Origin of the sequence: Vibrio sp. 1557, from assembly GCF_033340175.1 — a bacterium.
Taxonomy (GTDB): domain Bacteria; phylum Pseudomonadota; class Gammaproteobacteria; order Enterobacterales; family Vibrionaceae; genus Vibrio; species Vibrio alginolyticus.
Window position 1 is genome coordinate 202053 of the sequence record NZ_JAWOVZ010000004.1, and the last position, 25973, is coordinate 228025.

Below are 25973 nucleotides of genomic sequence, written 5' to 3' on the forward strand. Positions count from 1 at the left end.
ACGGTATATTTTCTAATGGTACTTGCAGTAGAGTTATTTACTTCAAATAGGTACATATATTCACGTCACTCCAACGAACCTAGGCGAAGTCAAGAATCCAATTAAATCGAGCTCAATAAGCTAGGAGTGGATGATCTTACCCACAACACTTCTTAAATTTCTTACCGCTTCCACAGATACACGGGTCGTTACGACCTACTTTTAGGCTACTCACTAGTTGGTTTAGGCGAGGATCTTGTTCTGGTTCTTCTTCTAGCTCTTCTTCTGGAAACGTGCCGTCAATGTAGTACCAAAGCCCATTTTCTTTTACAAAGCGAGAACGCTCTGTCATGCAGTAGCGTTTGCCGTCTTCGTCAAAGTAAGCGTTGAATTCAACAAAACCTTCATTCTCGTTACAACCCGCTTCAGCTTTCACTACCTCAAGCTTGCACCAATCGCTGTCGATAGATTGGGCAATGCCTTCACGTTGCTCTTCTGCATTACAGCTTGGGTGGTATGTGTTCACCACGTAATCCACTAGACCTAACACATGCGCGCTGTAACGAGAGCGCATTAGCTGCTCCGGAGTGGTGACGTCAGCGTGGTTATTGTGGGCAATTTCACAACACTGTTGGTAGGTGCGGTTAGAGCCGCAAGGACAAGAAGAAGCCATAAAATGAAATCTCGATTAATTAAGCGGTAAAAACAAACAACCCCACATAAGTGAGGTCGCAGGTATTCTTTGGGGCATTATAGCCGTTTAGGGCGTTTGAGACAGCAGTTCTTGAGCCCATTCCGTCGATTGATTAAAAGCGTCTGCTAATTGAGGTTCGGTTAATTTAAGAACGGTGCAATATCGCTCGGCTAACTCCCAGTCCGCTTGTTCGTAGGCGATCGTCATCGAAAGTAAGTGACCAAGTACGCCTTTTCGACTGGTTAATGCGAGTTTTATATCTTCGTCAACGGGGATATCTTCAATGACATCCGAGAGCGGTTGATCGAGCAAAGATCCGAGCAAAGAAAACATGCCTGTCAAAAAAGCCTGCCCAGGGTCATACCTAGTGTTCATTTGACTAAGTAGCAGTTCACACATTCGTGCACGCTGAATCGCTAAAGAGTAAAGAGAGTCAGGTTTATCTTCTTGAACGGAGGCAATTGCAACTAAGGAAATAAAGCGTCGTAGTCGCTCTTCACCCAGATAAATAAGCGCCTGTCTGAACGATTTGATCTTAGTCGTTAATGTATAGCCTGAATTTACGTAAGTAAGCAGCTTGTATGACAGCGTCACATCAATCGAAAACAGACGTTCAACCTCATTGAAGTCGATGGGCTTATCTGCAATCTCTTTACAAAGTTGGATGACGGTAAGAAACGCGGGGTTCAACCGTTTTTTCTGGATCATCTCAGGTTTGCTAAAAAAATACCCTTGAAAATAGTTAAAACCGGCTTCTAGAGCTTGCTCAAACTCTTCATAGGTCTCTACCTTTTCCGCAAGAAAGTCGATTTTAAATGGGCTCAACGCCTGAATAAAAATGGCAGCTTTCTTGATCGGCACAAGTCTAATATCAAACTTGATCATGGAAACGTATGGAAGAAAACGCTTCCAAGCTTTCGTCGGAACAAAATCATCCAGAGCAATTTTGTACCCGCACTCATGAAGGTGCTTGATGGCTTCTAACAGTTCTTCTGTCGGTTCGCAGTCTTCAAGGACTTCAATGACGAGAGATTCTTTAGGAAACAAAGTTGGGACCAAGTTCACCAAGCTTTGATGCGGAAAGTTAACAAAGCCAAGTTTGTTTCCTAATGTGTTGTAATGCGTCGACAAAAAATGATCGGATAGCAGTCGACTAGTAGCCAGCTCTGGTTCTACTTCAGGGAAGGTATTTTTAGGGCCGTCTCGAAAGAGGAGTTCGTAACCTATGGTTCGTTTTTCTCTATCCAGAATCGGTTGGCGAGCTACGTAAGAATACTTCAATTAGGTACTTCGTTCTGTTTAACTTAGTATTATGATAATAGCGATTTTTTACAAAATATCTACGACTTGAGCGTGAATCTTCTACACGCTCTACATGCTTAACGCAAATTCTGTATGAACGGTCTCGTTTGCAGGTCAAAACTATCAGAATTTACTTTTAAAACTGAGCCTTGCGTATACCAATCCCCTAAAACAATTCGGGTCTTTTTAATGCCATCGACGTCAAAAAAATGTGTGTTCGGGCGATGTGTGTGACCATGAATCATTATGTTGACGCAGTTCTGAGACATCACTTTCTCGACCTCATTTTGGTTAACGTCCATGATATCTAATGACTTGCTCATTTTATCATCACGAATATCGGATTGAACTTTTGAGACAATTTTCTTCTTAATGAACCAAGGAATACGGTTAAACAACCATTGTAGCCATGGCTTGTGAACAGTTTTTCTAAACTCTTGGTATTTCACATCGTCAATGCAGAGCGTATCGCCATGTAGGATTACGGCTTTTTGACCATAAAGATCAATCGTGCAGACATCGTCGAGTAATGTCATACCGGTTTCTTTGCAAAAGCGTTTGCCGAGTAAAAAATCTCGATTGCCTTGGATGAAAAAAGTTGGCACACCCGCATCCGTCAGTGCTTTAAATTCTGCACGGATTTGGTCTGCAAAAGGGGTGTTGTCATCGTCACCAATCCAGAACTCAAACAGATCGCCGAGTACATAAAGTGCATCAGCTTTTGTTGCTTCTGTTCGCATGAACGTCACAAAACATTCCGTGATATCAGGACGTGATGGGGTAAGGTGAAGATCGGAAATAAATAATGTCGTCATAGAAATAAGGGGAAGCTATGCCTCCCCATTAACTTATCTTTTAAAAATAATTCCTAAGAATTACTCTTCAATTGTTGTACCAGTGATTACTACGTCTTCTAGAGGTACGTCTTGGTGCATGCCGTAAGAACCAGTGCTAACGCCTTTGATCTTATTTACGATGTCCATGCCTTCGATTACTTCACCGAACACACAGTAACCCCAACCGTCTAGGCTTTCGCTACGGAAGTCTAGGAATGTGTTGTTGTTTACGTTGATGAAGAACTGAGAGCTTGCTGAATGCGGCTCCATAGTACGTGCCATAGCAAGTGTACCCACTTTGTTGCTTAGGCCGTTGTTTGCTTCGTTCTTGATAGGTGCACGAGTCGCTTTTTCACGTAGACCAGACTCCATACCACCACCTTGGATCATGAAGCCGTCAATAACACGGTGGAAAAGCGTGTTGTCGTAGAAACCGTCGCGGCAGTACTGAAGGAAGTTTGCGCTTGTCTCTGGCGCTTTCTCTTCGTTTAGTTGAATCTTGATGTCACCAAAATTAGTGTGAAGGGTGATCATGCTACTTTCCTTTACTGTGTTGTGTTGAGCCCGAGATTCTAGCCTAAGTTCTAGTGCTTTAAAAACTCAGGAAGAGGAAATTCTTCGTTTTGTGCTTGAAGTTTAGCCGATTATCGTTTTATCGGTTAATTGCTATTACCTAACTAGGTTGGAGTTGATATACTCATCTTCTTTTATTCATTCACAATCATAGATAGAGATCATGTTAAAGATATATAACACACTCACAAGACAGAAAGAGGAATTCAAACCAATTACAGCTGGCAAAGTCGGTATGTATGTCTGTGGAGTTACCATCTACGATCTCTGTCACATTGGTCACGGTCGTACTTTCGTCTCTTTTGACGTTGTATCACGTTACCTTCGCTATTTGGGCTATGATCTGACGTTTGTACGTAACATCACAGATATCGACGATAAGATCATCAAACGTGCCGCAGAAAATGGTGAGTCTTGCGATTCATTGACTGAGCGTTTGATTGGTGAAATGCACGCTGATTTTGATGCGCTGAACATGAAACGTCCGGACGTTGAACCTCGTGCGACACAGTTTATTGCTGAAATCATCGAATTGGTTGAGAAGCTAATCGAGCGCGGTTTTGCATACGTTGCAGATAACGGTGACGTAATGTTTGAAGTGGGTAAGTTCAACGAATACGGCAAGCTTTCTAAGCAAGACCTTGATCAGCTTCAAGCTGGCGCGCGCGTTGATATCGAAACAGCAAAACGCAGCCCTCTAGACTTTGTACTTTGGAAGATGTCTAAGCCGGGTGAACCAACGTGGGAGTCACCATGGGGGCCTGGTCGTCCAGGTTGGCACATTGAGTGTTCAGCAATGAACTCTTCAATCCTAGGTAACCACTTCGACATTCACGGCGGTGGTTCTGACCTTCAGTTCCCACACCATGAAAATGAAATCGCACAATCATGCTGTGCACACGATACACAATACGTGAACACATGGATGCACAGCGGCATGGTAATGGTAGACCGTGAGAAGATGTCTAAATCTCTAGGTAACTTCTTTACTATCCGTGACGTTCTTGGTCACTACGATGCTGAAACAGTGCGTTACTTCCTAATGTCTGGTCACTACCGTAGCCAGTTAAACTACAGCGAAGATAACCTAAACCAAGCACGTGCTTCGCTTGAGCGCCTGTACACATCTCTACGTGGTTTGGATCTAAATGCTGCTCCTGCTGGTGGTGAAGAGTACGTATCTCGCTTTACAGCAGCGATGAACGATGACTTCAATACACCAGAAGCGTACTCAGTTCTGTTCGACATGGCGCGCGAAGTTAACCGCCTGAAGACAGAAAACCTAGAGAAAGCGAGCGAGCTAGGTGCGCTAATGCGTGAACTAGCTGACGTGATCGGTATTCTTCACCAAGATCCTGAAGCCTTCCTAAAAGGTGATGCGGGTAACGATGATGAAGTGGCTGAAATCGAAGCTCTGATCAAGCTGCGTAACGACTCTCGTGCTGCGAAAGATTGGGCGAATGCAGATATGGCTCGTGACAAGCTGACCGAAATGGGCATTGTTCTGGAAGATGGTCCAGAAGGCACAACGTGGCGTCGTAAGTAATTGAATTTTCATTTTTAAAGGGCTGATAATTCAGCCCTTTTATTTTCCATTTCCATAAATTAAAACTTTAACTTTAGGTAATGCTCTGTGGCTCAGATGTATTTCTATTACTCAGCAATGAATGCGGGTAAATCAACAACGCTTCTTCAATCCTCTTTCAACTATCAAGAACGCGGCATGACGCCAGTTATTTTTACGGCTGCGCTAGATGATCGTTTTGGTGTCGGTAAAGTGAGCTCTCGTATTGGTCTTCAATCTGACGCACATTTATTTCGTCAGGATACCAATTTGTATCAGGAGATCGCAGCTCTGAATGAGGTTGAAAAACGTCACTGTATTCTTGTTGATGAGTGTCAGTTCTTGTCGAAAGAACAAGTTTATCAACTTACTGAAGTCGTTGATAAGTTGCATATTCCAGTATTGTGTTACGGCCTTCGCACCGATTTTCTAGGCGAACTTTTTGAAGGCAGTAAGTATCTATTATCTTGGGCAGACAAGCTGGTTGAGCTCAAAACAATCTGCCATTGCGGCCGCAAAGCGAATATGGTTATTCGTACCGATGAACACGGCGTGGCAATTAAAGAAGGCGATCAAGTTGCGATCGGCGGTAACGATAAGTATGTCTCCGTATGCCGCCAACATTACAAAGAAGCGCTCGGTAAATAAGCCGTATTGATACAGAAAAGCCACCGAACTTGGTGGCTTTTTGTTGTCGGTTAGAAAAAGTTAGACTAAGTCAAAACCAAACCGCTCGAGTAAAACCTGGTAAGAAGATTCGACTTGCTGAGGGATGTTCTGCTCGGTTTGAAATCCTTTCTCTGGATAGCTTTTTACGCGAGAGAAATCTTCCATTAGTGCTTCTAGCACCATCATTAATGGCATGTCTTCATTAATGTATTCAAAAAATGGAAGAGCCGCAGAGCTTACTTGGAGCTGAGTGTAGGGTGACTGCCACTGTTTTTCAAATGTCGCGATTGCTCTACGCTCCATAAACGGTTTTTGTACCAGAATAAACGAGGAACACTGTTTTCCTTCCTCTTTTAATCGTTGCTCAGTAAAGCGAACATTTTCTCCACTGTTTGTGGATTCAGTTTCGAGCAAAATTGCTTCACTTGGAACGCCCGACATCTTTGCAATCTCGGCAAAGGTTTCTGCTTCGCTTTTTTCAAACAGTCCATCTGTGAAGCGACCTTCACCCCCTGAAAATACAATCAAAGGTGCCAACTTTTGGTGGTAGAGCTTGGCAGCGTGCTCCGCTACACGCACATCATTACTGCACATCACAAACAAACAGTCCGCAGGTTTCAGTTCATGTTTGAGTTGCATGTAATCCCAAAGCGTTTCTATATGTCTATAGAGTCTCATAGCGCATCCAAAGTTGAATTGAAGTGAAATCGATAACCAAGTGAGAGTAGTTTGTCAGCAAGAATACGCTTGTCAGCTTGCTCTGTGACGGGTGGAAGAGGTATCTCACTTCCGATTTTGTTTATGGCAGCTTGGTAGAACTCAGCCTTGCTGACAGTATGAGGTGTAGTAACGTTAATGACTTGGTTGCTTAAATTGCCTAAGGCAAATTTCGCAGCCGAGACAGCATCATCTTGATGAAGCATATTAGCTGGTGCTTTACGACTAACTTGTTGAAGCCTTGCTGCAAAGCGAGATGGGTGTCTATCTGGCCCGATTAATCCGCTACAACGTAGAATAACAAAGTTAATATTCGAGTCGATAACATGCTGCTCTGCTTGAAGCATAATACGTGCATTGTCAGAGAAATAAGGGCTTTCGGCTGCTAAAGAGAGTGACGCGTCAGCTTCTTCCATATCGGAAGCAAGGTTAGGGTAAACCGTGGTAGAGCTGATCATGAGAAGTTTTTCAACGTTGTTTTGCTTAGCTGCGTTGGCAAGTATTTGCCATTGCTGTGCATATTCTTGACCGCGTCCTTTACGAAATCCTGGAGGAAAAGCACCGATAACGTGCGTAATTTGATGCTGTTTGAGCAGCTCATCTAGCCGTGCTGTGGCGTTCAATTGATTGAAATCGAACAATGCGGAGTGAGTTAATGAGGTGGGTAACTCTTTTAATCGAGTTTGGCTACGACGAGTGACGACAACATAGTGTCCATCTTTCATCAATGTTTCTGCTAGCGGAGTTCCGAGCCAGCCTGCACCTACGATCAATGTATTTGCCATTTGGGTCTTCCTACTTACTTATGTCTGCCCGAATAGGTTGAGCAGTTCTGCTTTGGCTTGTTGATGGAGGGGATCTGAATGCCATTTCTGGTGCTGAATAAGGTCAACATTGACTTGCCAAGCCAGTTTTGTGAAATCATCCCCAACTTTTTTTAATGTATTAGGTGAATACGCGACTAAATGCTGTGGTAGAAAGCACCAACCAAACCCTTTATTCGCCAATTCCAACAAAATATAGTAGTTATCAGCGTACCAGATATCTGGGCTAAATGCTTGATTGAGACCACATGGCTCTGCACTTTTGGATCGTATGACCAATTGACGATGTTGTTTTAGTTGATCAATGTGAGTGATTTGCTGCTTTGCTAAAGGATGCGTTGAAGAGACATAGACATCAAATGCAATATTGCCAAGATTGGTGAAATCGATGTGCCTTGGCATTTGTAAATCACTCAAAATAATCCCAGTCGTGGCGCGTTCCGACTTAACCAATTCAATGATATCAGGGCTTGATGCCGTTAAGCATTCAACTTGTAAGTGTGGAAAGCGTAGCTCTAACTTCTTTAGCACATCCGGCAAGCGAGTCAGAGGAATCCCTTCATCAATAGCTAAGGCTAATTTGTTCGTTGGCGTGGAAAAGAGCTGCGATGCCCTATTGTTTAGGCGGTCGAGTTGGCTGATTGTTGCTTGTGCATAGGGTACGAGAGCGAGGCCATTCTCAGTTAATTTAGGGTACCTGCCTGATCGATCAAAAAGCTCAACGCCACAGTCGATCTCCATATTCATGATGTGCTGGCTCACTACAGATTGAGCTCGCCCCAGTTTTCTAGCTGCTCCTGAAAATGATCCTGCTTCTGATGTAGCAATAAAAGCTTGCAGTTGTTCGATGGTAAACATATCGCTTAAACCGATGGTATCTAACTTTTGGTTATCTAAATAATAGATAAAATTCTAAGCATTGAGTAGAACTATTTGGACAGAGAAATATGACTTGTAACGAACGAATTTTTCATGCAGTACTTTTTGAGTTAATCGCACTCGCGATTATTGTACCAGCGGCTTCATTGATCACTGGAAAGGGCTCTAGTGATCTTGCGTTGGTTGGGGTCGGGTTGAGCATGTATACCGTGCTATGGAACTACATCTACAACTTGTACTTTGATAAGTGGTTTGGTGACAATCGAGCTGAGCGAAGTTTAGCGATGCGGCTTGGACACACTATTGGTTTCGAGGGAGGATTAATCTTTATCTCTCTACCTGTGATTGCCTGGTTCTTAGAAATTACGCTTCTTCAAGCTCTAATGCTGGAAGCCGGCTTCCTCGTTTTCTTCCTATTTTATGCCACTGGTTTTAACTGGTTGTATGACAAGGTTCAACCATTTAGCAAAATGAAAAAGCGATTATTGCCGCAGGCATCGACAGGAAAAATATAGGACTAAAAAACGCCACCGAGTTCGGTGGCGTTTTTTGTTCAAATTACACAGACAAAACTCTTAAAATCTTATCTGCATGTTCTGCAACTTCAATGCCTTCGTCTGTTAGATAACCACCGTCAGGCTGTGTACAAAGTTGCTTCTCATATAGACGAGCAACGGCTGCCTGCATTTCTTCTGACGCGTCTGTATGAACTTTAATACCAGTTGCAGCACTACTTAGGTCGAACTGAAGAAGTAGATTCAATTCGGCGATATGTTCAGCTGAATATTTCATAAATGATTCCTTTGCGCTTTTTTTACCAAGCTAGTCTGAAAAGTAGCGTTGGGCAACATTCAACGACAAGAAGTGTTAAGTATGGCGCTATCAGGCTGATATAACGCAGGATCTTTGTTCGAAAGGCCGAATACTTGTTAAGTATCAATGATACTTACGGTAGCGAATGATAGGCGCTATTTATTGCTTGATCTCCCAATAACAACGATTTTAGTAAACACGCCAAATAGCACTTGAAAAAATAGGGAAATAGAGCGATTATCCGCGCCTCTTTAAATGTTTCTAAATGTTACACCAGAATGAACTTTAATCAGTTTGACTCACTATTACCGCCACAAGCTGCGGAACGCGCGGCTGAAGTGGGGGTAGGCAAAGCAACGAAAGCTCCAATCAAATCTTTTCTGCTCGCCATTTCTGCGGGGCTTCATATTGGTATTGCTTTCATCTTCTATACCACAGTAACGACAGGCGCAGGCGAGCTGCCTTGGGGCATTACACGACTCATTGGTGGTCTGGCATTTAGCCTTGGTTTGATTTTGGTGGTGGTTACTGGCGGCGAGCTTTTCACTAGCTCTGTGCTGACACTAGTTGCGCGTGCGAGTGGAAAAATCTCTTGGCAAGCACTTATCAAAAACTGGTTGGTGGTTTACTTTGGCAATATGGTTGGGGCCATTTTGCTCGTGGCCTGTATGCTAGTTACCAAGCAATATATGTTTGATCATGGCCAAGTTGGTCTCAACGCGATGGCGATCTCCCAACACAAATTACATCATGGTTTCTTTGCCGCTGTTGCGCTTGGCATTATGTGTAACGTATTAGTTTGTATTGCAGTTTGGATGACGTTTAGTGGGCGAACATTGACAGATAAAATCGCGGTCATGATTTTGCCTGTGGCTATGTTCGTGTCGGCAGGTTTTGAGCACTGTATTGCGAATATGTTCCAAGTACCTATGGCGATTGGTATTAAGTACTTTGCGCCAGAAGCGTTTTGGCAAATGACAGGGGCAGATATTGCAAACTACGCGGACTTAAACATGATGGGGTTCATCGTAAACAACCTAATTCCAGTTACGATAGGAAACATTATTGGTGGTGGCGTATTTGTTGGCATGTGGTATTGGATGATTTATCTACGCGATGAAGATAACCATTTGCGATAAGTTTAGAAGATCACAAGAAAGGCGAACCAGATGGTTCGCCTTTCTTTTTATTTGTCTCTGCAAATGTCAAATAAGTCGAGTCATGCTAAATCAACTCTTCGTTGATGCCAAAATCGGTTGGGAGCCAATGAGAAGTTACTTCCTTTGGTTCTTGAACTAGCCAATCCAGAGGTGCATCGGACAGGAGTTCATCGTAATTTTCTTTGATCATTAAGACATCCATGTACGTCTCTCCAAGTTTGTGGTCACTGCCTTTACTTTAAAATTAGAACATGTCAGTCACGTGATCAATGCATGACGATTCGATTGATCACTTATGTTGCTATGTTTCTGGTTGCGTATAGGTTTTGGGGGCTTATCCACATTTTCTGTGGATAACCTGTATCAAAGGTCGTGCGTATCTAAACTTACAAAGAAAATTTCATAAAATTAGAGGCTTATATCAAAAAGAATTCTACCTGACTTTTCATCTGAAAGCGTCTTGATGAGTGCTCGAAGAATAGTTGAGTTATTCAGTTATAAGTACGTTCGACTTGGCAACATGAGTTGTTTAACGGGCTTTACCCACAAGCGCCAACTAACCGTGAGTTTTGGTCGATTCGGGTTGCTCGATTTTTATCTTGATTCGGCCTTCTTTGGTTTGTACCCAGCGCAATGTCATTTCTAACGTTATGGTTACGGAGGCACTCAACATGACGAAAATAGCCAGCATAATTACTAACTGGTATTTAATCGCAACCATCGGGCTCGCGCCACCTAGAATTTGACCGGTCATCATACCCGGTAAGGTAACCAGCCCTGTAGTGGCCATAGAAGCTAAAGTCGGGGCAAGGGACTTTCTAAGAGCATCCTGAATGAAGGGGAAGGATGCGTAGCGAGGAGAGGCTCCAAGTGAGATTGCAGCCTCATATTCTGCTTGTCTCTGCTCAAAAGCCGTAAACAAATTCTGAAGAGCGATGATATTACTACTCAAGCTGTTACCCAATAACATACCAGCAAGTGGGATCATGTACTGCGCATTGTAAATAGGGGATGGTTGCACTAAGCCTGCTGTAATTGCTATCAGAAGTGGTATTAGACCACAGGTAAGGCCCGTTAGTAGCGGAAGCATAAGTGGCTTTTTAGGTAAGCGAGCTTTTCCCGCAATTGAGCTGGCACCAATCAGTAGCATGATGGCAAGCCAAAGTATATTGACAAGTAAGCTGTTTAATTGAAAAAGATATTCTAAATACACGCCAATCAATATGAGCTGAAGTGTCATTCGGATAACACTGATTATGGTGTCTTTTGCTATCCCTAATTTGTAGCGGGCATTGATAAAGAAGGGGACCAATAAAATCAAACCAAACAGTGCCAGTTTGACCCAGCTTATATCCACCACGTTATCCATAATCGCTCCTTGAAAATACGCGAATAATTGTATCTAAGCCTCCCCTTTATATGAACCACTATGTGCACTTTTTGCTGTTCTTAAAGTAAACCTTGAGTGCTATTTTAGACATTAATACGCAGCATTCTGTTTACAAGTGGTTATCTTTTTCGGAGTTTTTAAGTCGATTTATGGCATGGTAATTACGATTTAAATGTGATCGATGTTTCTTAAATGTTGGTTATTTAACAACTCCTTAAAAGACTTATTTTGTCACATCTGTTCATGTTTTTTAATAAATAACATCAATCCATCATATCTCTGGATGAGCTCAAAAAAGTGTTGAATTACAAGGTCTGAGGTCGCTTATTTGATTGAACCCTACTATTAGTATGGTCTAACATTTTCCATTAGAGATTGTAAAAAACTTAAGCTTGGTTACGCGGGCTTTTCAATAACACTAGATACAAAATAGGCAAATGTATGAGTGATGTTAATAAAATTGAGAGTGGTGAAAAACGCTCCCTGGAGTGGAAGTCGTTCCTCTTCATTGCAGTTGTTCTCTTCCCAATTCTGAGTGTGGCCTTTGTTGGCGGCTACGGGTTCATCGTTTGGATGTTGCAAGTCTTCTTCTTTGGGCCTCCAGGCGCGCACGGCATGTAAGCCAGTGAGCTCATAACCACACTTTTGAAAAGATTTTAAGAGAGCAAATAATGAAATCATTAATCATTAAACTGTGGCGTACCATGACGCGCCCAGCTGTACATATCAGCCTAGGTGTGCTGACTATGGGCGGCTTTATTGCTGGTGTTATCTTTTGGGGTGGCTTTAACACCGCTCTAGAAGCAACCAACACAGAAGAATTCTGTATTAGTTGTCACACAATGCGTGACAACGTGTACGTTGAGCTACAAGAAACGGTGCACTGGAAAAACCACTCTGGTGTTCGTGCTACCTGTCCTGATTGTCACGTTCCACATAACTGGACAGATAAGATCGCTCGTAAGATGCAAGCTTCTAAAGAAGTATTTGCACAAGTATTTGGCAACTACGACGAACCGGGTGTGTTCGAAGAGCGTCGTATCGAACTTGCTAAACACGAATGGGATCGTTTCTCGGCAAACAAATCTCTGGAGTGTAAAAACTGTCACAACTATGAATCGATGGATTTCGAGCAAATGTCTCCTACGGCTCGTATCCAAATGAAGCAAGCCGCTGAGAAAGATCAAAGCTGTGTTGACTGTCACAAGGGTATTGCGCACAACCTACCAGCAGGCATGGACAGCATTGGCGGTATCGTGGGTGATCTAGAGGGTATGACTTCTAACACGGATTACGGCGTTGGTCAGCAACTCGTGAGCGTTCGTCACCTACCAATTTACTTTGATGCGCAAGGCAGTAAAGAAGCTGGTCTTCTTAATCCTGCATCGACCGTTAAAGTTCTTGAAGACAAAGGCGAATTTGTTGAGATCGAAATTGACGGTTGGCGCAAAGCAAAAGGTTTTGGTCGTGTAATTCAAGAAGACTTCGGTAAGAACATTGCGACTGCGTCTCTGATGAAAGAAGCAGCAACAGACAGCAACATTGTGACGACTGGTGAGAAAAAAGTGGATGAGCTAACAGGCCTTCCTTGGGAAAAAGTAGCGGCGAAAGTATGGATTAAGAAAGAGTCTATGCTGAACGACATCAATCCTGTTTGGGAAAAATCTCGTGAAGCCTACAAGACCAATTGTTCTGTATGTCACACTCAACCTGCGGAAGCGCACTTCGACGCGAACACCTGGCCAGGTATGTTCGACGGTATGTTGGCGTTCGTTAACCTAGATACAGACAGTGAAGCACTGATCTTGAAGTATCTACAGAAACACTCTTCAGATTATGCTGAAGGTCACCACTAATAAGCGTCGGATTGGAGTAATTTTAAATGGCTATTACACGAAGAAGTTTTCTTAAAGGTGTAGCAACCACAAGTGCAGCGTCAGTAATTGGTCCTAGCTTATTGGCGTCCGCCTCTGCAAATGCCGTTGAGACGACAGGTACTTGGAAAGTAACCGGTTCTCACTGGGGCGCGTTCCGCGCCCACATCTACGCGGGTAAAGTTCAAGAGATCAAGCCGCTAGAGCTAGACAAAAACCCAACAGAAATGTTGAACGGTATCAAGGGCATTATTTACAGCCCTTCACGTGTGCGTTACCCAATGGTTCGTCTAGATTGGTTGAAGAAACATAAATACAGCGCAGATACGCGCGGTAACAACCGTTTCATTCGAGTAACTTGGGATGAAGCGCTAGACTTGTTCTACCGCGAACTAGAACGTATTCAAAAAGACTACGGTCCATGGGCGCTACACGCAGGTCAAACGGGTTGGAACCAAACAGGTTCATTCAACAACTGTACCGCGCACATGCAACGTGCAGTAGGTATGCACGGCAACTTCATCACGAAAGTAGGTGACTACTCGACGGGTGCAGGTCAAACCATTATGCCTTACGTACTTGGTTCAACCGAAGTTTACGCACAAGGTACGTCTTGGTCTGAAATCCTAGAGAACTCTGACAACATCGTTCTCTGGGCTAACGACCCAGTGAAAAACCTTCAAGTAGGTTGGAACTGTGAAACGCATGAGTCGTTCAAGTACCTAGCACAACTAAAAGAAAAAGTAGCGAAAGGTGAGATCAACGTTCTATCTGTAGACCCAGTGAAGAACAAGACTCAGCGCTACTTAGAGAACGATCACTTGTACATCAACCCGCTGACAGACGTTGCATTCATGCTTGCTGTGGCGCACGTGCTGTACAACGAAGATTTGTACGATAAGAAGTTCATTGATACTTACTGTCTCGGCTTTGAAGAGTTCATTCAATACGTTCAAGGTAAGACAAAAGATAAAGTAGAGAAAACACCAGAGTGGGCTGCGGCTATCTGTGGCGTGAAAGCGGACAAGATTCGCGAATTCGCGCGTATGCTAGTAAGTGGTCGTACACAGATCCTGATGGGTTGGTGTATCCAGCGTCAAGAGCACGGTGAGCAGCCATACTGGGCAGCGGCTGTGGTTGCTGCAATGGTTGGTCAAATCGGTCTACCTGGCGGTGGTATCTCTTACGGTCACCATTACTCAAGTATCGGTGTGCCTTCTACTGGTTTCGCGGGCCCTGGTGGTTTCCCTCGTAACCTTGACCAAGGTATGAAACCGAAGTGGGACAACAACGACTTTAACGGTTACAGTCGTACTATCCCAGTTGCACGTTGGATCGACTGTCTGCTAGAACCTGGCAAAGAGATCAACTACAACGGCGGTAAAGTGAAACTGCCAGACTTCAAGATGATGGTTATCTCGGGTTGTAACCCATGGCACCACCATCAAGATCGTAACCGCATGAAGAAAGCGTTCCGCAAACTTCAAACGGTTGTAACGATCGAGTTTGCTTGGACTGCAACATGTCGTTTCTCTGACATCGTTCTACCTGCGTGTACGCAATGGGAACGTAACGACATCGACGTGTACGGTTCATACTCGAACAAAGGTCTGATCGCGATGCATCGTCTCGTCGATCCATTGTTCCAATCTAAGCCTGACTTCCAAATCATGAGTGAACTAACTCAGCGTTTTGGTCGCCGCGAAGAATACACTCGTGGTATGAGCGAGATGGAGTGGATCGAAAGCCTATACAACGATTGTAAGAAAGCGAACGAAGGTAAGTTCGAAATGCCAGAATTCAATGAGTTCTGGGAGAAGAGCGTACTAGACTTCGGTGAAGGTAAACCTTGGGTTCGTCACGCGGACTTCCGTAAAGACCCTGAGCTTAACCCTCTAGGTACGCCGTCTGGCTTCATCGAGATCACGTCTCGTAAGATCGGCCGTTACGGTTACGAACACTGTCAAGAGCACCCAATGTGGTTCGAAAAATCAGAGCGTTCACACGGTGGTCCTGGTTCAGATAAATACCCATTCTGGTTGCAGTCTTGCCACCCAGATAAGCGTCTTCACTCTCAAATGTGTGAGTCTGAAGAGTTCCGCGCGACTTACGCGGTACAAGGTCGTGAGCCGGTTTACATCAACCCAGCGGATGCCAAAGCAAAAGGCATCAAAGATGGTGATTTGGTACGTGTATTCAACGGTCGTGGTCAGCTGTTAGCTGGTGCTGTTTTGACTGACAGCTACCCACGTGGCGTTATTCGTATCGAAGAAGGTGCATGGTACGGTCCTCTAAACGAGAAAGAGGGCGCAATCTGTACCTACGGTGATCCTAACACGCTGACGCAAGACATCGGTTCTTCTGAGCTTGCACAGGCGACTTCTGCGAACACATGTATCGTAGACTTCGAGAAGTTCACAGGTAAAGTGCCACCAGTCACTTCATTTGGTGGTCCGATCGAAGTTGCTTAATTAGTGCAGTTTGCATAAATCGAAATACCAGCCTCAGGGCTGGTATTTTTTTATCAAAATTTCAGTGAGCGTTGTCTCAATAGTAACTTCATAACGTTAAACGAGACTGGTATTCGTGATGATGGTAACGAATTGGGTGAGACAAGCAGGAGATAATGCGCCAAGCTAAACAATAATAATTAAGTGAGTAGACCCATTATGGCTCAGAGCATTCAATTAGCAAATCACACTGAGATCACTGTGAATAACAATGACTTCCAAGTTGAAGTCGAGGGTAATCAATTACATTTTTCTTTTGCTGGTCTTCACAATAAAACCTTTACCGACCGTGAAGTGTTATTCGAAATGTCGTTTTTGTACGAGCACGAGGCCAACGTAATTGGGGATGGTTTTCAAATGTTGGCGCAAACGGCGGGAACGATCAATCACCCCGTTGATATTGGTCGCTGCCCAGACAATAATCCTTCTTATCGAATCTACCCTAAAGATGCCCCTAAGCGTTATTACAACTATTTAGTGGTGGAAGGTTCAGCGGGCTACACATTATTTGGCTTCACATCATGTCATCGCTTTGCAGGCTATTTTGATGTTGTGCTGCGTGATGGGCATTGGGTTTTATCAGCCGCAATTGATGGTGAGTTGACTCAAGTGGCGGATTGGGAAAGTAATCAACTTGAGTCCGTGGCGGTACTCTGCGGTCAATCACTGTCCGAGCTTTATCAAACCTATGGCGAGATGATTGCAGAGCATCATCCTGTTCGCCAAGGTGTGACACAAGATGCGCCTGTTGGTTGGTGTTCGTGGTACGCGTACTACGCAGACGTGACAGAGCAAAACATCATGCAGAACGTAGATTGTATGCAAGATAAGCTCGAAGACCTAGAGTGGGTACTTCTGGATGATGGCTATCAAGCCTTTATGGGCGATTGGTTAACCCCATCAGATAAGTTTTCTGGTGGCGTAAAAGAGCTCATTCATAACATCCGTGCAAAAGGAAAAAAGCCGGCAATTTGGATGGCGCCTTTCATTGCACAGCCTGAGTCGGAGATCTTCAAACAGCATCCAGAGTGGTTTGTTCGCCACAAGGATGGTGGCTTACTTAAAGCAGAAGATGTCACATACGGTGGTTGGCGATGCACGCCTTGGTACATACTCGATACCTCAAACCCAGAAGTACAAGACCATCTGACGCATGTAGTCTCTGTCATGAGACAAGAGTGGGGCGTTGAGTTGTTCAAGCTAGACGCGAACTATTGGGGCACCTTAAAAGGTGTTCGTAAACAATCTGGTATTACAGGCGTTGAGGCGTATCGCTTAGGAATGGAAGCGATTGCCAAAGGCGCTGGTGATGCGTGGCTTTTAGGTTGCAACGCGCCAATGTGGCCATCTCTGGGGCTTGTGGATGCAATGCGTGTTTCTGACGATGTAGAGCGTCATAGTCGTCGATTCGAACAGATAGCCAAAGAAACCTTTTACCGTAGTTGGCAGCATCGAAAATTGTGGCAAATTGACCCAGATTGCGCCACGTTCACTTCATTAGCTAATCAATCTGCATCCAGAGAAGAGTATGAATTTCATCGCACGGTGTTATTAGCGAGTGGTGGTTTGCTGCTGTCTGGTGACCCGCTCCCTGAGATTACGCCGTTTGCTAAGAAGACACTGTCTAAGCTCATGTTACGTCAACAACGTAACCAACAATCTGCAAAGTTTACCGCTTTGAGTTTAAATCACGCGTTTTTAAAACTAACGACGAAGAATGACCTCCATTGTTTGTTTAATTATGCGAGTTACGGAGCGATGGAATTTACGCTGACGTCTGATCAACCGGTGGACTGGTATGATTACTGGACAGGGGAAAAGCTAAACCAAGAACCTTGCCAGTTGTTAATGGTGAGCGTTGATAAAGGGCTCAATGCGAAAGCGATCGTTACAGCATAACGTGAAGTAAATCGCCCAATACCAAGATCAAGAAAGGAGCCTATTGCGGCTCCTTTCTCGTTTTGATGCTCTGGGCGTTAGAACTCGAATAAAAAGTAATACCCGTATCCAACAATAAACGCAGGAATGGACGAGTAAATAGTCGCGACCAAAGCAGCTTTCGGTGCCATTGCAATGGCGGGGAATAGGGCGTCACCATCGTTAGAAATCGCATTGGCCAGTTGCGAAGAAAGTGGCGCTGCACCAGAGATGTACAGGCTAGTGACTAAAATTTGCGGACCACAACCAGGTAGCATACCAATGGCTAAGCCAGCTAATGGCATCCATATCCCCCAATGAGAAAAGGTTTCTACAAGGTCGAGTCCAGAAAAATAGGTCGTCAGTTCAAACGCCAGAAACGCCACGATCACCCAAGCACTGACGAAGTTTGTGTCTTGAGCCGCTTTTTGAATTGGGTGCGAGTCCACAATTTTTTCATCTTCAGAGACTGTTGACTGATAATCGCCGAGCTCTTTTGTCATCGCCCACAACGACATTGTGATCACTGCAAAGATAGCACCCAGCCATTCAATGGTGTTGGCTTTCAAAGATAGCAACTGATTAATATCGATTTGGAAAGACATTAACACAGCAACGACACTAGCAGGCACAATAAGCCATTTCCAAAATGCGCCTTGTAGATTGATTGCACGTTGTTCAAGGGGTGTATGTCGGTCTGTCTGGTGTTGGCAACAAGCATGTGTCTGAGGTGCTTCTTTTGGTTCTGGTCGCAGAAAGTTATCAGCATGAAAAGCATTAACGACTAACCCTGAAAGAGTACCCACGATAATGCCTAATCCAACCACGCCTAATCCAACACTTGGTTTGGCGGCCAGAAGTAAAAAGGCAGCGTCACCCATTGTTGAAGTAAGTACCGCGACAATCGCACCAAATCCCACTCGGCCACTAATAAATTGCGTTGTCACAACAATAGCGCCACCACAGCCAGGCAAAGCACCCAATAAAGAAGCAAAGAAAACCTGATGATTACGCGAGCGATGGTATAGCTCGGTAATTCGATTGGTTTTCGACATAAAGTTTGAAAGATAATGATAAATAGCCAATGTGGCAGCAACATAGCATGACACTGCCCAGAATGAGTCGGATAGCGTCTGTACGGCAACGTCACGTGTATTTTCATTGCCTAGCAAAATGAGCATGACGATAGGGATCAGCAATCGCTTATAAGCTAAACGAAACTGAGTAGGCTGAAACAACTGTTGTGCAGAGTGTAAAAATTGGGTCGCGTTCATCGTTTACTCAAATGCAAATAGGAATAATTATCATTATATGTAAATGAGATTTATTCGCAATAGCATTGTGAACTTTTCTTCGTGTCAAACTCTCTGAAATCAGGTAAAGTGTCGGCCTTTGTGAGCAAACACGCCCTAATTAACTGTATTAGGCGGCGTATAAAATTGACTTGAATAGGAAGAAACATGATTCTAGTTGTAGGTCATAAGAACCCAGACAGCGACAGTATTTGTAGTGCACTCGTTGCAACTGAACTTCTAAAAGCGCGTGGCGTTGAAGCTATGCCAATTCGCCAAGGCGAAATCAACCGTGAAACTCAGCACATCCTAGAAGTTGCTGGCGCTGAAGTTCCTGAGCTTCGCACATCAGTTGCGGGTGAGACCGTTTGGCTAGTAGATTACTCAGATCTAGCACAAGCACCAGACGATATCGCAGAAGCTGAAATTGCGGGTATTGTTGACCACCACCGTCTAGGTGACGTGATGACAGTAAACCCAATGGAAGCATGGATCTGGCCTGTTGGTTGTACCAACACTGTTCTATTCAACATGTTCAAGATTGAAGGTCACGCGATTACTCCACAAATTGCTAAGCTAATGATGTCAGCAATTCTATCTGACACAGTAGGTTTTGCTTCTCCAACTTGTACACAAAAAGACAAAGATGCCGTTGCTGAACTAGCGGCAATCGCAGACGTACAAGATGTTGACGCGTTCACTAAAGATCTTCTAATTGCTAAAACAAACATCGAAGGTCTATCAGCGGCTGAGCTTGTTGAGAAAGACCTTAAAGGTTACCCATTCAACGGTCGTGACGTAGTGGTTGGTCAAGTTGAACTTGCAACTCTTGAGCAAGTTGACGGTATGATCGAAGCACTAGAAGCAGACCTAGAATCTCGTTGTGAGAAAGATAACCTAGCGTTCGCTGCTGTAATGCTAACAGACATCACGACTGCTCAAACTCGTCTTCTATACAAAGGTGAGTGGGCTGAGAAGCTTGTTAAGCACGAAAAAGACGGCATGCTAATGATGGAAAACACGCTAAGTCGTAAGAAGCAAGGTTGGCCTTGGCTTCAAACTGAGCTAGCTTAATTTTCTAGCATATACTTTAAATGCCCGCCTAGCTGCGGGCATTTTTCTATGGGAAATAGGAGACGAATATGTCTGAGCAACTGACCCAAGAGCAGATGGATACCATTAATCGCTACGATGAAGAGCAACGTTTAAAGTACTGCGTAAAAGAGATTGTGGCGAATCGTAAGGTTTGGATTCTGAAAGACGAACATGGCTGTGTCATGTTAAATACAGAAGATGATGATTGTGTACCAGTATGGCCAAACGAAGAGTTTGCTTTGCAATGGGCGAATGGTGATTGGGAAGATTGCGAGCCTGAGGCGATCTCTTTAAACAAGTGGCACAGCCGTTGGACCTCTGGTCTAGAGGATGACGAGCTATCGATTGTTGTATTCCCAAATCAAAATGAAGAAGGGGTCGTATTGTTTCCTGACGAGTTTGATTTTGAACTGCGCAAACAAGCGAGCCGCCGTTAGTTCTTTGATTAGTACCCATGCAATAAAGAAGCCTGCGTTAAAGCAGGCTTCTTTACATTTGAACGATTACATCTTTGATAAGCTATTTTGTTTGATGGCTTGGCGCTTTATAAAAGTGGCTTTCGACTAGTCGTTGAGTAATAGGATGCTCGGGATGAGTCAGTACTTGGTTGGTCTCGCCAAACTCGACCACTTCACCTTCATGCATCACCATCACTTTATCAGTAATATGCTTAACAATGCCAATATGCTGAGACACGTACACAAATGACAATCCCATCTCTTCTTGCAACTCGAGGAATAAGTTAATGATCTGCGAGCGCATTGCCATATCCAAACCGTTTAACGCCTCATCAGCGACAATGATGGAAGGTTGAAGAATAAGTGCACGAGCCAAACACACGCGCTGTTTTTGACCGGCAGCTAGCATTTGTGGATAAAAATAGGCGTGCTCAGGCAGCAATCCTACGCGGAGCAGGGTGTTCTTTACACGCTGCATGCGCGCATCTGGCGGCATGTTGGTATTTCGCTTTAGCGGACCTTCTAAAATACGACCAATCTGGATTCGTGGGTTTAACGATGTGTTTGGATCTTGGAAAATCATGCGGATGAGCTTGCAGCGTGTCGCGTAATCTTTGTGCTCCAATCGTTCGCCATTCACACGGATCTCTCCGGAGCTTGGTTCAACAACGCCAGCAAGCATACGAGCTAGTGTGGATTTTCCTGACCCGTTTTGACCAATAAAACCAATAGTTTGTCCTGGCTCTAAAGTAAAGCTTACCGGTTTAACTGCCTCATTAACCTGACGTTTGAACAGACGGGAGCGCGTAACAAATTGCTTCGATAAATTATCGACTTCAAGTAACGCACTCATGACTTTTTCTCCGTGTTCAATGGAAAGTGGCAGTTAAATTTATGATTCTTAATTCGTCTGGTGTGTGGAATTTCTACACATTGTTTCTGCGCATATGGGCAACGTGGTCCGAGGCGACAACCGATAGGTAGATGCTGCAATGGCGGAATCGAGCCCGGTAGGGATTGGAGTTTTTGCTTGTGTGGTACCCAATCATTAAAGTCAGGCATCGCTTTAAGCAAGGCATCGGTGTACGGGTGCTTGGGTGCCGCAATGATTTTACTGGTATCGGCAGACTCCACCGACTGACCACAATACATTACCGTAATACGTCCTGCCCACTGTGTTATGGTCGCTAAGTCGTGGCCGATAAGCAGAATGGTTGTGTTATTAAGTTGGTTCATGCGGCTCAACAGACGCAAGATTTGCGATTGGGTAATCGGGTCTAAGTCGTTGGTTGGTTCATCTGCTATCAGCAATTTAGGTTTGGTCGCAATCGCCATGGCAATCATGACCTTTTGACACTCACCATCAGTCAGTTCATAAGGGTAGCTACCCATTAAACGCTTGTGATCTTTAATACCCACTTTATGCAAAAGCGCGATGGCCTGTTTTTTACGCCATTTAAATCGCTCCCACCATTTCCCTTCAAATGCGCGAGATGGAATGGATTCAATCAATTGACGCCCGACTTCCTCTGAAGGGTCAAGACAAGTTGAAGGCTCTTGGAAAATCATCGCAATATCACGAGCAATGACGCGCCGACGCTCTTTTGGCGTAAGCTGAAGCAAGTCAATATTGCCAAGGCGCATACGGTCAGCGGTGATGCGCCAGTTATCTTTACTTACCCCGACAATCGCTTTTGCAACTAAGCTTTTTCCAGAGCCAGACTCACCTACAAGACCACGAATTTCGCCTTCGTTCAAAGTTAGGCTCATTCGGTCAACGGCTTTGACCAACCCTTGAGGTGTTTCGATCTCAATGGTCAAATGTCGAATATCTAACAACGGCATTATTCGATCCCCGCATTAAGCGCTTGACGTACACCTTCACCTACTAAGTTTAGGGTAATAACAGTAAACATGATGGTCAGGCCGGGTAGGGTCACTGTCCAAGGTGCAATATAAATAAGCTCGACAGAGTCACCTAATATTGCTCCCCACTCGGTGCTTGGGGCCTGTGCACCTAGGCCAAGAAAACCCAGTGCCGTAATATCTAAAATCGCAGCAGACAGCGCGAGTGTGATTTCAGCGGCAATGACCGTCAGAATGTTAGGAAGAATTGAACTCCACAGTAAGTAGAAATCATTAGCGCCATCAAGGCGTGCTGCCATTATGTAGTCTTTTTCAACTTCGGTGTGGACTGCGATATAAACAGAGCGAATAAAACGCGGAATCAAAGCTAAGCAGATTGCGAGTAAAATATTGAACCCACCAAAGCCGAGAAATGCCACAAAAATGATTGCTAATAACAGCGACGGGATCGACATGACGGTATCGAGCAAGTGGTTGAGAGTACTCGACAGTAAGCCTTTCGTCATACCTGCCAATACGCCAATTAAACAGCCTACAACGGCAGCAATTGCGGTGATGGCGACAGCAGCGCCAAATGTTAGCTGAGAGCCCATAATCAGGCGCGAAAGAATATCTCTACCTAAGTCATCGGTCCCCAAAAAGTAATCAACCGTTCCTGCTGGGGCCCATGATGGCGGCACAAGCAACTCACCTGACTGTGCTTGGGCGTCAAATGGTGCAAGTAGGGGGGCAAAAATGGTAATAAGGACGATAAACACCAAGCACCACAAGCCAAACATGGCTAGTCCGTTGGCGCGGTAGCTTCGCCAAAAACGCTCAAACTGTGTTGGAATACGCTCTTCCTGATAAACGTTATTTGTTAGCATACCATTCCTTTCGAACTAAAGGGTTAATCATCGCGCCAATCAAATCCGAGAGTATGTTAGCGGTAAGAACCAAAGTCGCAAGTACCATCACGCCAGCTTGGATAGATGCATAGTCTTGGCTTGCTAGCGCATCTAAAAGCCAACGACCAATACCTGGCCAGTTAAAAATAGACTCCGTGATGATAGCTAAGGTAATCATACTCGAAAGTTGAACACCAACTTTGGGAATGATAGGCGGTATCGCATTCCGCAATACATGTTGAGTTACGATTTCGCGGTTAGAAAGACCTTTGATTCTCGCTGCACGGATGTAGTTTTGGCTCATCACTTCCGCTACCGAGGAGCGCATTAGTCCGACAACCTGGGTGGTTGGAGCCAAAGCAAGCACCAAACATGGCAGCACCATATGCTCAATAACGCTTTGCAGTGCGTGAGCGCGGTATTCACCTTTCGCCATGAATGCGTCGATAATGGCAAATCCGGTTACATGATCAATTTCGTAAAGCAGGTCATATCGTCCTGCCACTGGAAAGAGTTGGTACTCTAATGAAAAAACCATGATAAGTAACAAAGCCACCCAAAAAATTGGGGCGGAATAACCAGACATTGACATGAATGAAATGCTGGTATCGAGCCATTTACCTTGCTTCATCCCAGCCACGGTTCCAAGTGGAATGCCGATCAAAAGGGACACCAAAAAGGCAAAGAAACACAATTCCAAAGTGGCTGGGAATACAACGGCGAGCTCGTCGTAAATCGCATTGCCGTTTTTACTTATGCCAAAATCGAGTTGAGAAAGGTTGATTAAGTAAGTTTGCCAGCCAGACCAAAAATCAACGTTTGCCCAGTGCGAGAGAGGGTCAAGGCGAAGCAGAGAAAAACCTACTAATGTAAGGATCATCAAAGTGATGATAAATAGGTTAAAGCGTCGAACGGTATACCAAAACATCAGTGAATTCTCTCAACTCTATCAAACGGTTGGGCATTGAAAGGGCTTGATTTGAAGCCTGTCAGCGATTTGTCGTGCACACGGAACTGCACGCCATGCGCCAGAGGAATAACCGGGAACTCTTGATTCAAAATGTTCTGTGCTTGGCGATATAGGTTCAAACGGTAACGCGGTTCTTGAGTTTCTAACGCCAAATCGAGCAAGAAATCGAAGTCATCGTTACACCACATGGACACGTTAAGGCCAACGCGGTCAGACTCGCAAGATAATAAAGGGCGGAAAAAGTTGTCAGGATCCCCGGTATCACCAATCCAACCTGTTAAAAGTAAATCGATATCGTTGATGTTCTCCAAATCCACACGTTCAAACCTATCATCGGTCAGTAGCGTTAATTTAACCCCAATATCGGCAAAATTCGCTTGGATTAACTCCGCAGTCTTACGAGGGCTTGGGTTAAAAGCACGTGGTTCAAGTGGTACCCACATGGTCAATTCTAGGCCGTCTTCGTAGCCTGCATCTCGAAGTAGTGCCAATGCATAATTCCGGTCATAACGAATTTTTACGCTATCTTTTTGATAAGCCCATGAATTAGGTGGTAGCAAAGTATAAGCTTGGGAGCCAGTTCCGTAGTAAACCGAATCTAAAATATTTTGACGGTTGATCGCTAAGTTAAGTGCTTGGCGAACTCGAGCATCACTCAGCGCGGTGGTTTCTGTGTTTATCGCAATAAAGGAAACGTTGTTAGCTGGTGTAGCCGTCAGCTCAAGGTTGTCATTTTCTTGAATGACAGGTATTTGGCTCGAAATAGGTGAAGAGAGTACGTCACACTCGTTTCTTAAAAGTTTAGCTAATGTACCCGTGCCTCTGTGAGATATATCGAATACCACTTGTTCCATTTTTGCTGGTGACTTCCAGTAATTAGAATGACGCTCTAATCGAATCAAGTCGTTCACTTGGTATTCTTTTAATTGATAAGGGCCGGTACCGATAGGAAGTTGGTCGATTTCTTCTTTATGATCTTTTGCAGCCAATTGCTGTCCATACTCCGAAGACAAGATAACCGCATGGCTGGTGGCAATATTGGCCAAGAAAGAAAAGTTTGGCTGAGATAACGTAAACCTTACCGTATGCTCATCTATTGCAACCACGTCTTGGAGTAGGTTTTGAAAATCTAACCCTGCAAACCATGGATAAAAACCACCACCTACTTGGTGAAAAGGATGGTCTACATCGATGATTCGCTTGAAGCTAAATACCACATCTTTTGCATTCAATGGGCGAGTGGGTGTGAACCAAGGTGTGGTTTGGAATTTAACACCACGTTTAAGCTTAAACGTGTATTCCGTCCCTGATTCATTTACTGACCAACTCTCGGCGATGCTTGCCACGGGCTGATGTGATTTAGGATCGAGCGTGAGCAGCGTATCGTACAGCTGCGGGCTCAGAGCCTCTGCGGTAATACCGCTATCAATAAGCTGAGGGTTAAACGTGGTCGGCTTACCTTGTCCGCAAAACACAAAGCCAGCTTTGCGAATATCATTGTGGTCAATTTCATCGCCACAAGCGGTCAGTAGGCTAATCCCAATAAGGCTCAGCGATAATCTTATAAAAGCATTCATAATATGAAATGTTCATTGGATCTTGCTCGTTTCGTTTGATCTTACTCTTTCAAAGCTAACAAGCGAAAATGATCTCGCTAATTTATCACCTTTGTGAACTCGCTCCAAACATAAAATCCATACACTG

26 protein-coding genes are annotated in these 25973 nt (G+C 44.4%); 10 read left to right on the forward strand and 16 right to left on the reverse strand.

The genetic code is table 11. From position 1 onward, the window contains the following. Positions 1-136: 136 nt before the first annotated feature. The 4 genes from R7070_RS08095 to R7070_RS08110 form a co-directional block, all read right to left on the reverse strand. Complete coding sequence (locus tag R7070_RS08095; protein WP_256900325.1) at positions 137-652, reverse strand: YchJ family protein; 516 nt, start codon at positions 650-652, stop codon at positions 137-139. A gap of 87 nt (positions 653-739) precedes the next feature. After that, positions 740-1954: an EAL and HDOD domain-containing protein gene (locus R7070_RS08100; protein ID WP_005378158.1), complete on the reverse strand. Its 1215-nt coding sequence runs from the start codon at positions 1952-1954 to the stop codon at positions 740-742. A 98-nt stretch (positions 1955-2052) separates the two neighbouring features. After that, the gene (lpxH, locus tag R7070_RS08105; RefSeq protein ID WP_005378157.1) at positions 2053-2790 is read right to left on the reverse strand and encodes a UDP-2,3-diacylglucosamine diphosphatase; all 738 of its coding nucleotides are present in this window, start codon (positions 2788-2790) and stop codon (positions 2053-2055) included. A 60-nt stretch (positions 2791-2850) separates the two neighbouring features. Further along, complete coding sequence (locus R7070_RS08110; protein ID WP_005378156.1) at positions 2851-3345, reverse strand: peptidylprolyl isomerase; 495 nt, start codon at positions 3343-3345, stop codon at positions 2851-2853. 202 nt (positions 3346-3547) lie between these two features. On the opposite strand from R7070_RS08110, the gene cysS reads away from it, so the two are divergent. Next, positions 3548-4930 (forward strand): cysteine--tRNA ligase, encoded by a 1383-nt coding sequence (cysS, locus tag R7070_RS08115; RefSeq protein WP_005378155.1) that lies wholly within the window; start codon positions 3548-3550, stop codon positions 4928-4930. Positions 4931-5017: 87 nt separating this feature from the next. Beyond that, positions 5018-5596: a thymidine kinase gene (locus R7070_RS08120; protein WP_005378154.1), complete on the forward strand. Its 579-nt coding sequence runs from the start codon at positions 5018-5020 to the stop codon at positions 5594-5596. 60 nt (positions 5597-5656) lie between these two features. On the opposite strand, the gene R7070_RS08125 is transcribed toward R7070_RS08120, so the two are convergent. The 3 genes from R7070_RS08125 to R7070_RS08135 are packed head-to-tail and all read right to left on the reverse strand — an operon-like array spanning position 5657 to position 8016. Continuing rightward, positions 5657-6295: a YdcF family protein gene (locus R7070_RS08125; RefSeq protein WP_025766874.1), complete on the reverse strand. Its 639-nt coding sequence runs from the start codon at positions 6293-6295 to the stop codon at positions 5657-5659. After that, complete coding sequence (locus tag R7070_RS08130; protein ID WP_025766873.1) at positions 6292-7119, reverse strand: NAD-dependent epimerase/dehydratase family protein; 828 nt, start codon at positions 7117-7119, stop codon at positions 6292-6294. The genes R7070_RS08125 and R7070_RS08130 overlap by 4 nt, the downstream gene beginning before the upstream one ends. A gap of 18 nt (positions 7120-7137) precedes the next feature. Further along, positions 7138-8016: a LysR family transcriptional regulator gene (locus R7070_RS08135; RefSeq protein WP_205460894.1), complete on the reverse strand. Its 879-nt coding sequence runs from the start codon at positions 8014-8016 to the stop codon at positions 7138-7140. Positions 8017-8105: 89 nt separating this feature from the next. Between R7070_RS08135 and R7070_RS08140 the strand changes: the two genes are divergently transcribed. Then, complete coding sequence (locus R7070_RS08140; protein WP_256900326.1) at positions 8106-8552, forward strand: PACE efflux transporter; 447 nt, start codon at positions 8106-8108, stop codon at positions 8550-8552. A gap of 43 nt (positions 8553-8595) precedes the next feature. Here the strand turns inward: R7070_RS08140 and R7070_RS08145 are convergent, their stop codons facing one another. Continuing rightward, complete coding sequence (locus R7070_RS08145) at positions 8596-8829, reverse strand: TIGR02647 family protein (RefSeq protein ID WP_005378148.1); 234 nt, start codon at positions 8827-8829, stop codon at positions 8596-8598. 299 nt (positions 8830-9128) lie between these two features. Here R7070_RS08145 and focA point away from each other — a divergent pair, with 299 nt between their 5' ends. Continuing rightward, positions 9129-9989, forward strand: coding sequence for a formate transporter FocA (gene focA / locus R7070_RS08150; RefSeq protein ID WP_005378146.1), 861 nt, complete (start codon positions 9129-9131; stop codon positions 9987-9989). 85 nt (positions 9990-10074) lie between these two features. Here focA and R7070_RS08155 read toward each other — a convergent pair whose 3' ends face one another. Both R7070_RS08155 and R7070_RS08160 read right to left on the reverse strand, forming a co-directional pair. Further along, complete coding sequence (locus R7070_RS08155; protein WP_005378145.1) at positions 10075-10212, reverse strand: hypothetical protein; 138 nt, start codon at positions 10210-10212, stop codon at positions 10075-10077. Between the two features lie 354 nt (positions 10213-10566). Then, positions 10567-11379, reverse strand: a complete 813-nt coding sequence (locus tag R7070_RS08160; protein ID WP_054574026.1) for an ABC transporter permease — start codon at positions 11377-11379, stop codon at positions 10567-10569. A gap of 462 nt (positions 11380-11841) precedes the next feature. Here R7070_RS08160 and torE point away from each other — a divergent pair, with 462 nt between their 5' ends. From torE to R7070_RS08180, 4 genes are all read left to right on the forward strand, one after another. Further along, the gene (gene torE / locus R7070_RS08165; protein WP_005378141.1) at positions 11842-12021 is read left to right on the forward strand and encodes a trimethylamine N-oxide reductase system protein TorE; all 180 of its coding nucleotides are present in this window, start codon (positions 11842-11844) and stop codon (positions 12019-12021) included. A 50-nt stretch (positions 12022-12071) separates the two neighbouring features. Beyond that, the gene (torC, locus tag R7070_RS08170; RefSeq protein ID WP_005378139.1) at positions 12072-13256 is read left to right on the forward strand and encodes a pentaheme c-type cytochrome TorC; all 1185 of its coding nucleotides are present in this window, start codon (positions 12072-12074) and stop codon (positions 13254-13256) included. 26 nt (positions 13257-13282) lie between these two features. Next, complete coding sequence (torA, locus tag R7070_RS08175; RefSeq protein WP_041156583.1) at positions 13283-15745, forward strand: trimethylamine-N-oxide reductase TorA; 2463 nt, start codon at positions 13283-13285, stop codon at positions 15743-15745. 198 nt (positions 15746-15943) lie between these two features. After that, entirely contained in the window at positions 15944-17683 is a 1740-nt protein-coding gene (locus R7070_RS08180) for a glycoside hydrolase family 36 protein (protein ID WP_256900328.1), read from the forward strand. A 77-nt stretch (positions 17684-17760) separates the two neighbouring features. Here R7070_RS08180 and R7070_RS08185 read toward each other — a convergent pair whose 3' ends face one another. Then, on the reverse strand, positions 17761-18975 hold the full coding sequence (locus tag R7070_RS08185; protein ID WP_256900329.1) for a putative manganese transporter: 1215 nt from the start codon (positions 18973-18975) through the stop codon (positions 17761-17763). Positions 18976-19161: 186 nt separating this feature from the next. Here R7070_RS08185 and R7070_RS08190 point away from each other — a divergent pair, with 186 nt between their 5' ends. Both R7070_RS08190 and R7070_RS08195 read left to right on the forward strand, forming a co-directional pair. Further along, a complete protein-coding gene (locus R7070_RS08190) occupies positions 19162-20067 on the forward strand; it encodes a manganese-dependent inorganic pyrophosphatase (RefSeq protein ID WP_017634678.1) in 906 nt (301 codons plus the stop codon). A 68-nt stretch (positions 20068-20135) separates the two neighbouring features. After that, the gene (locus R7070_RS08195; protein ID WP_017634677.1) at positions 20136-20525 is read left to right on the forward strand and encodes a DUF2750 domain-containing protein; all 390 of its coding nucleotides are present in this window, start codon (positions 20136-20138) and stop codon (positions 20523-20525) included. An 82-nt stretch (positions 20526-20607) separates the two neighbouring features. Here R7070_RS08195 and R7070_RS08200 read toward each other — a convergent pair whose 3' ends face one another. Genes R7070_RS08200 through sapA form a run of 5 tightly spaced genes read right to left on the reverse strand, consistent with a single transcriptional unit; the run spans position 20608 to position 25846 of the window. Further along, positions 20608-21399: an ATP-binding cassette domain-containing protein gene (locus tag R7070_RS08200; RefSeq protein ID WP_005393308.1), complete on the reverse strand. Its 792-nt coding sequence runs from the start codon at positions 21397-21399 to the stop codon at positions 20608-20610. Then, a complete protein-coding gene (locus R7070_RS08205) occupies positions 21396-22391 on the reverse strand; it encodes an oligopeptide/dipeptide ABC transporter ATP-binding protein (RefSeq protein WP_005378126.1) in 996 nt (331 codons plus the stop codon). The genes R7070_RS08200 and R7070_RS08205 overlap by 4 nt, the downstream gene beginning before the upstream one ends. Beyond that, positions 22391-23278 (reverse strand): ABC transporter permease subunit, encoded by an 888-nt coding sequence (locus tag R7070_RS08210; protein WP_005378123.1) that lies wholly within the window; start codon positions 23276-23278, stop codon positions 22391-22393. The genes R7070_RS08205 and R7070_RS08210 overlap by 1 nt, the downstream gene beginning before the upstream one ends. After that, the gene (locus R7070_RS08215; protein ID WP_005378122.1) at positions 23265-24227 is read right to left on the reverse strand and encodes an ABC transporter permease; all 963 of its coding nucleotides are present in this window, start codon (positions 24225-24227) and stop codon (positions 23265-23267) included. Before R7070_RS08215 ends, R7070_RS08210 begins: the two co-directional genes overlap by 14 nt. After that, a complete protein-coding gene (gene sapA, locus R7070_RS08220) occupies positions 24227-25846 on the reverse strand; it encodes an ABC transporter substrate-binding protein SapA (RefSeq protein ID WP_065274377.1) in 1620 nt (539 codons plus the stop codon). The genes R7070_RS08215 and sapA overlap by 1 nt, the downstream gene beginning before the upstream one ends. Positions 25847-25973 lie beyond the last annotated feature (127 nt).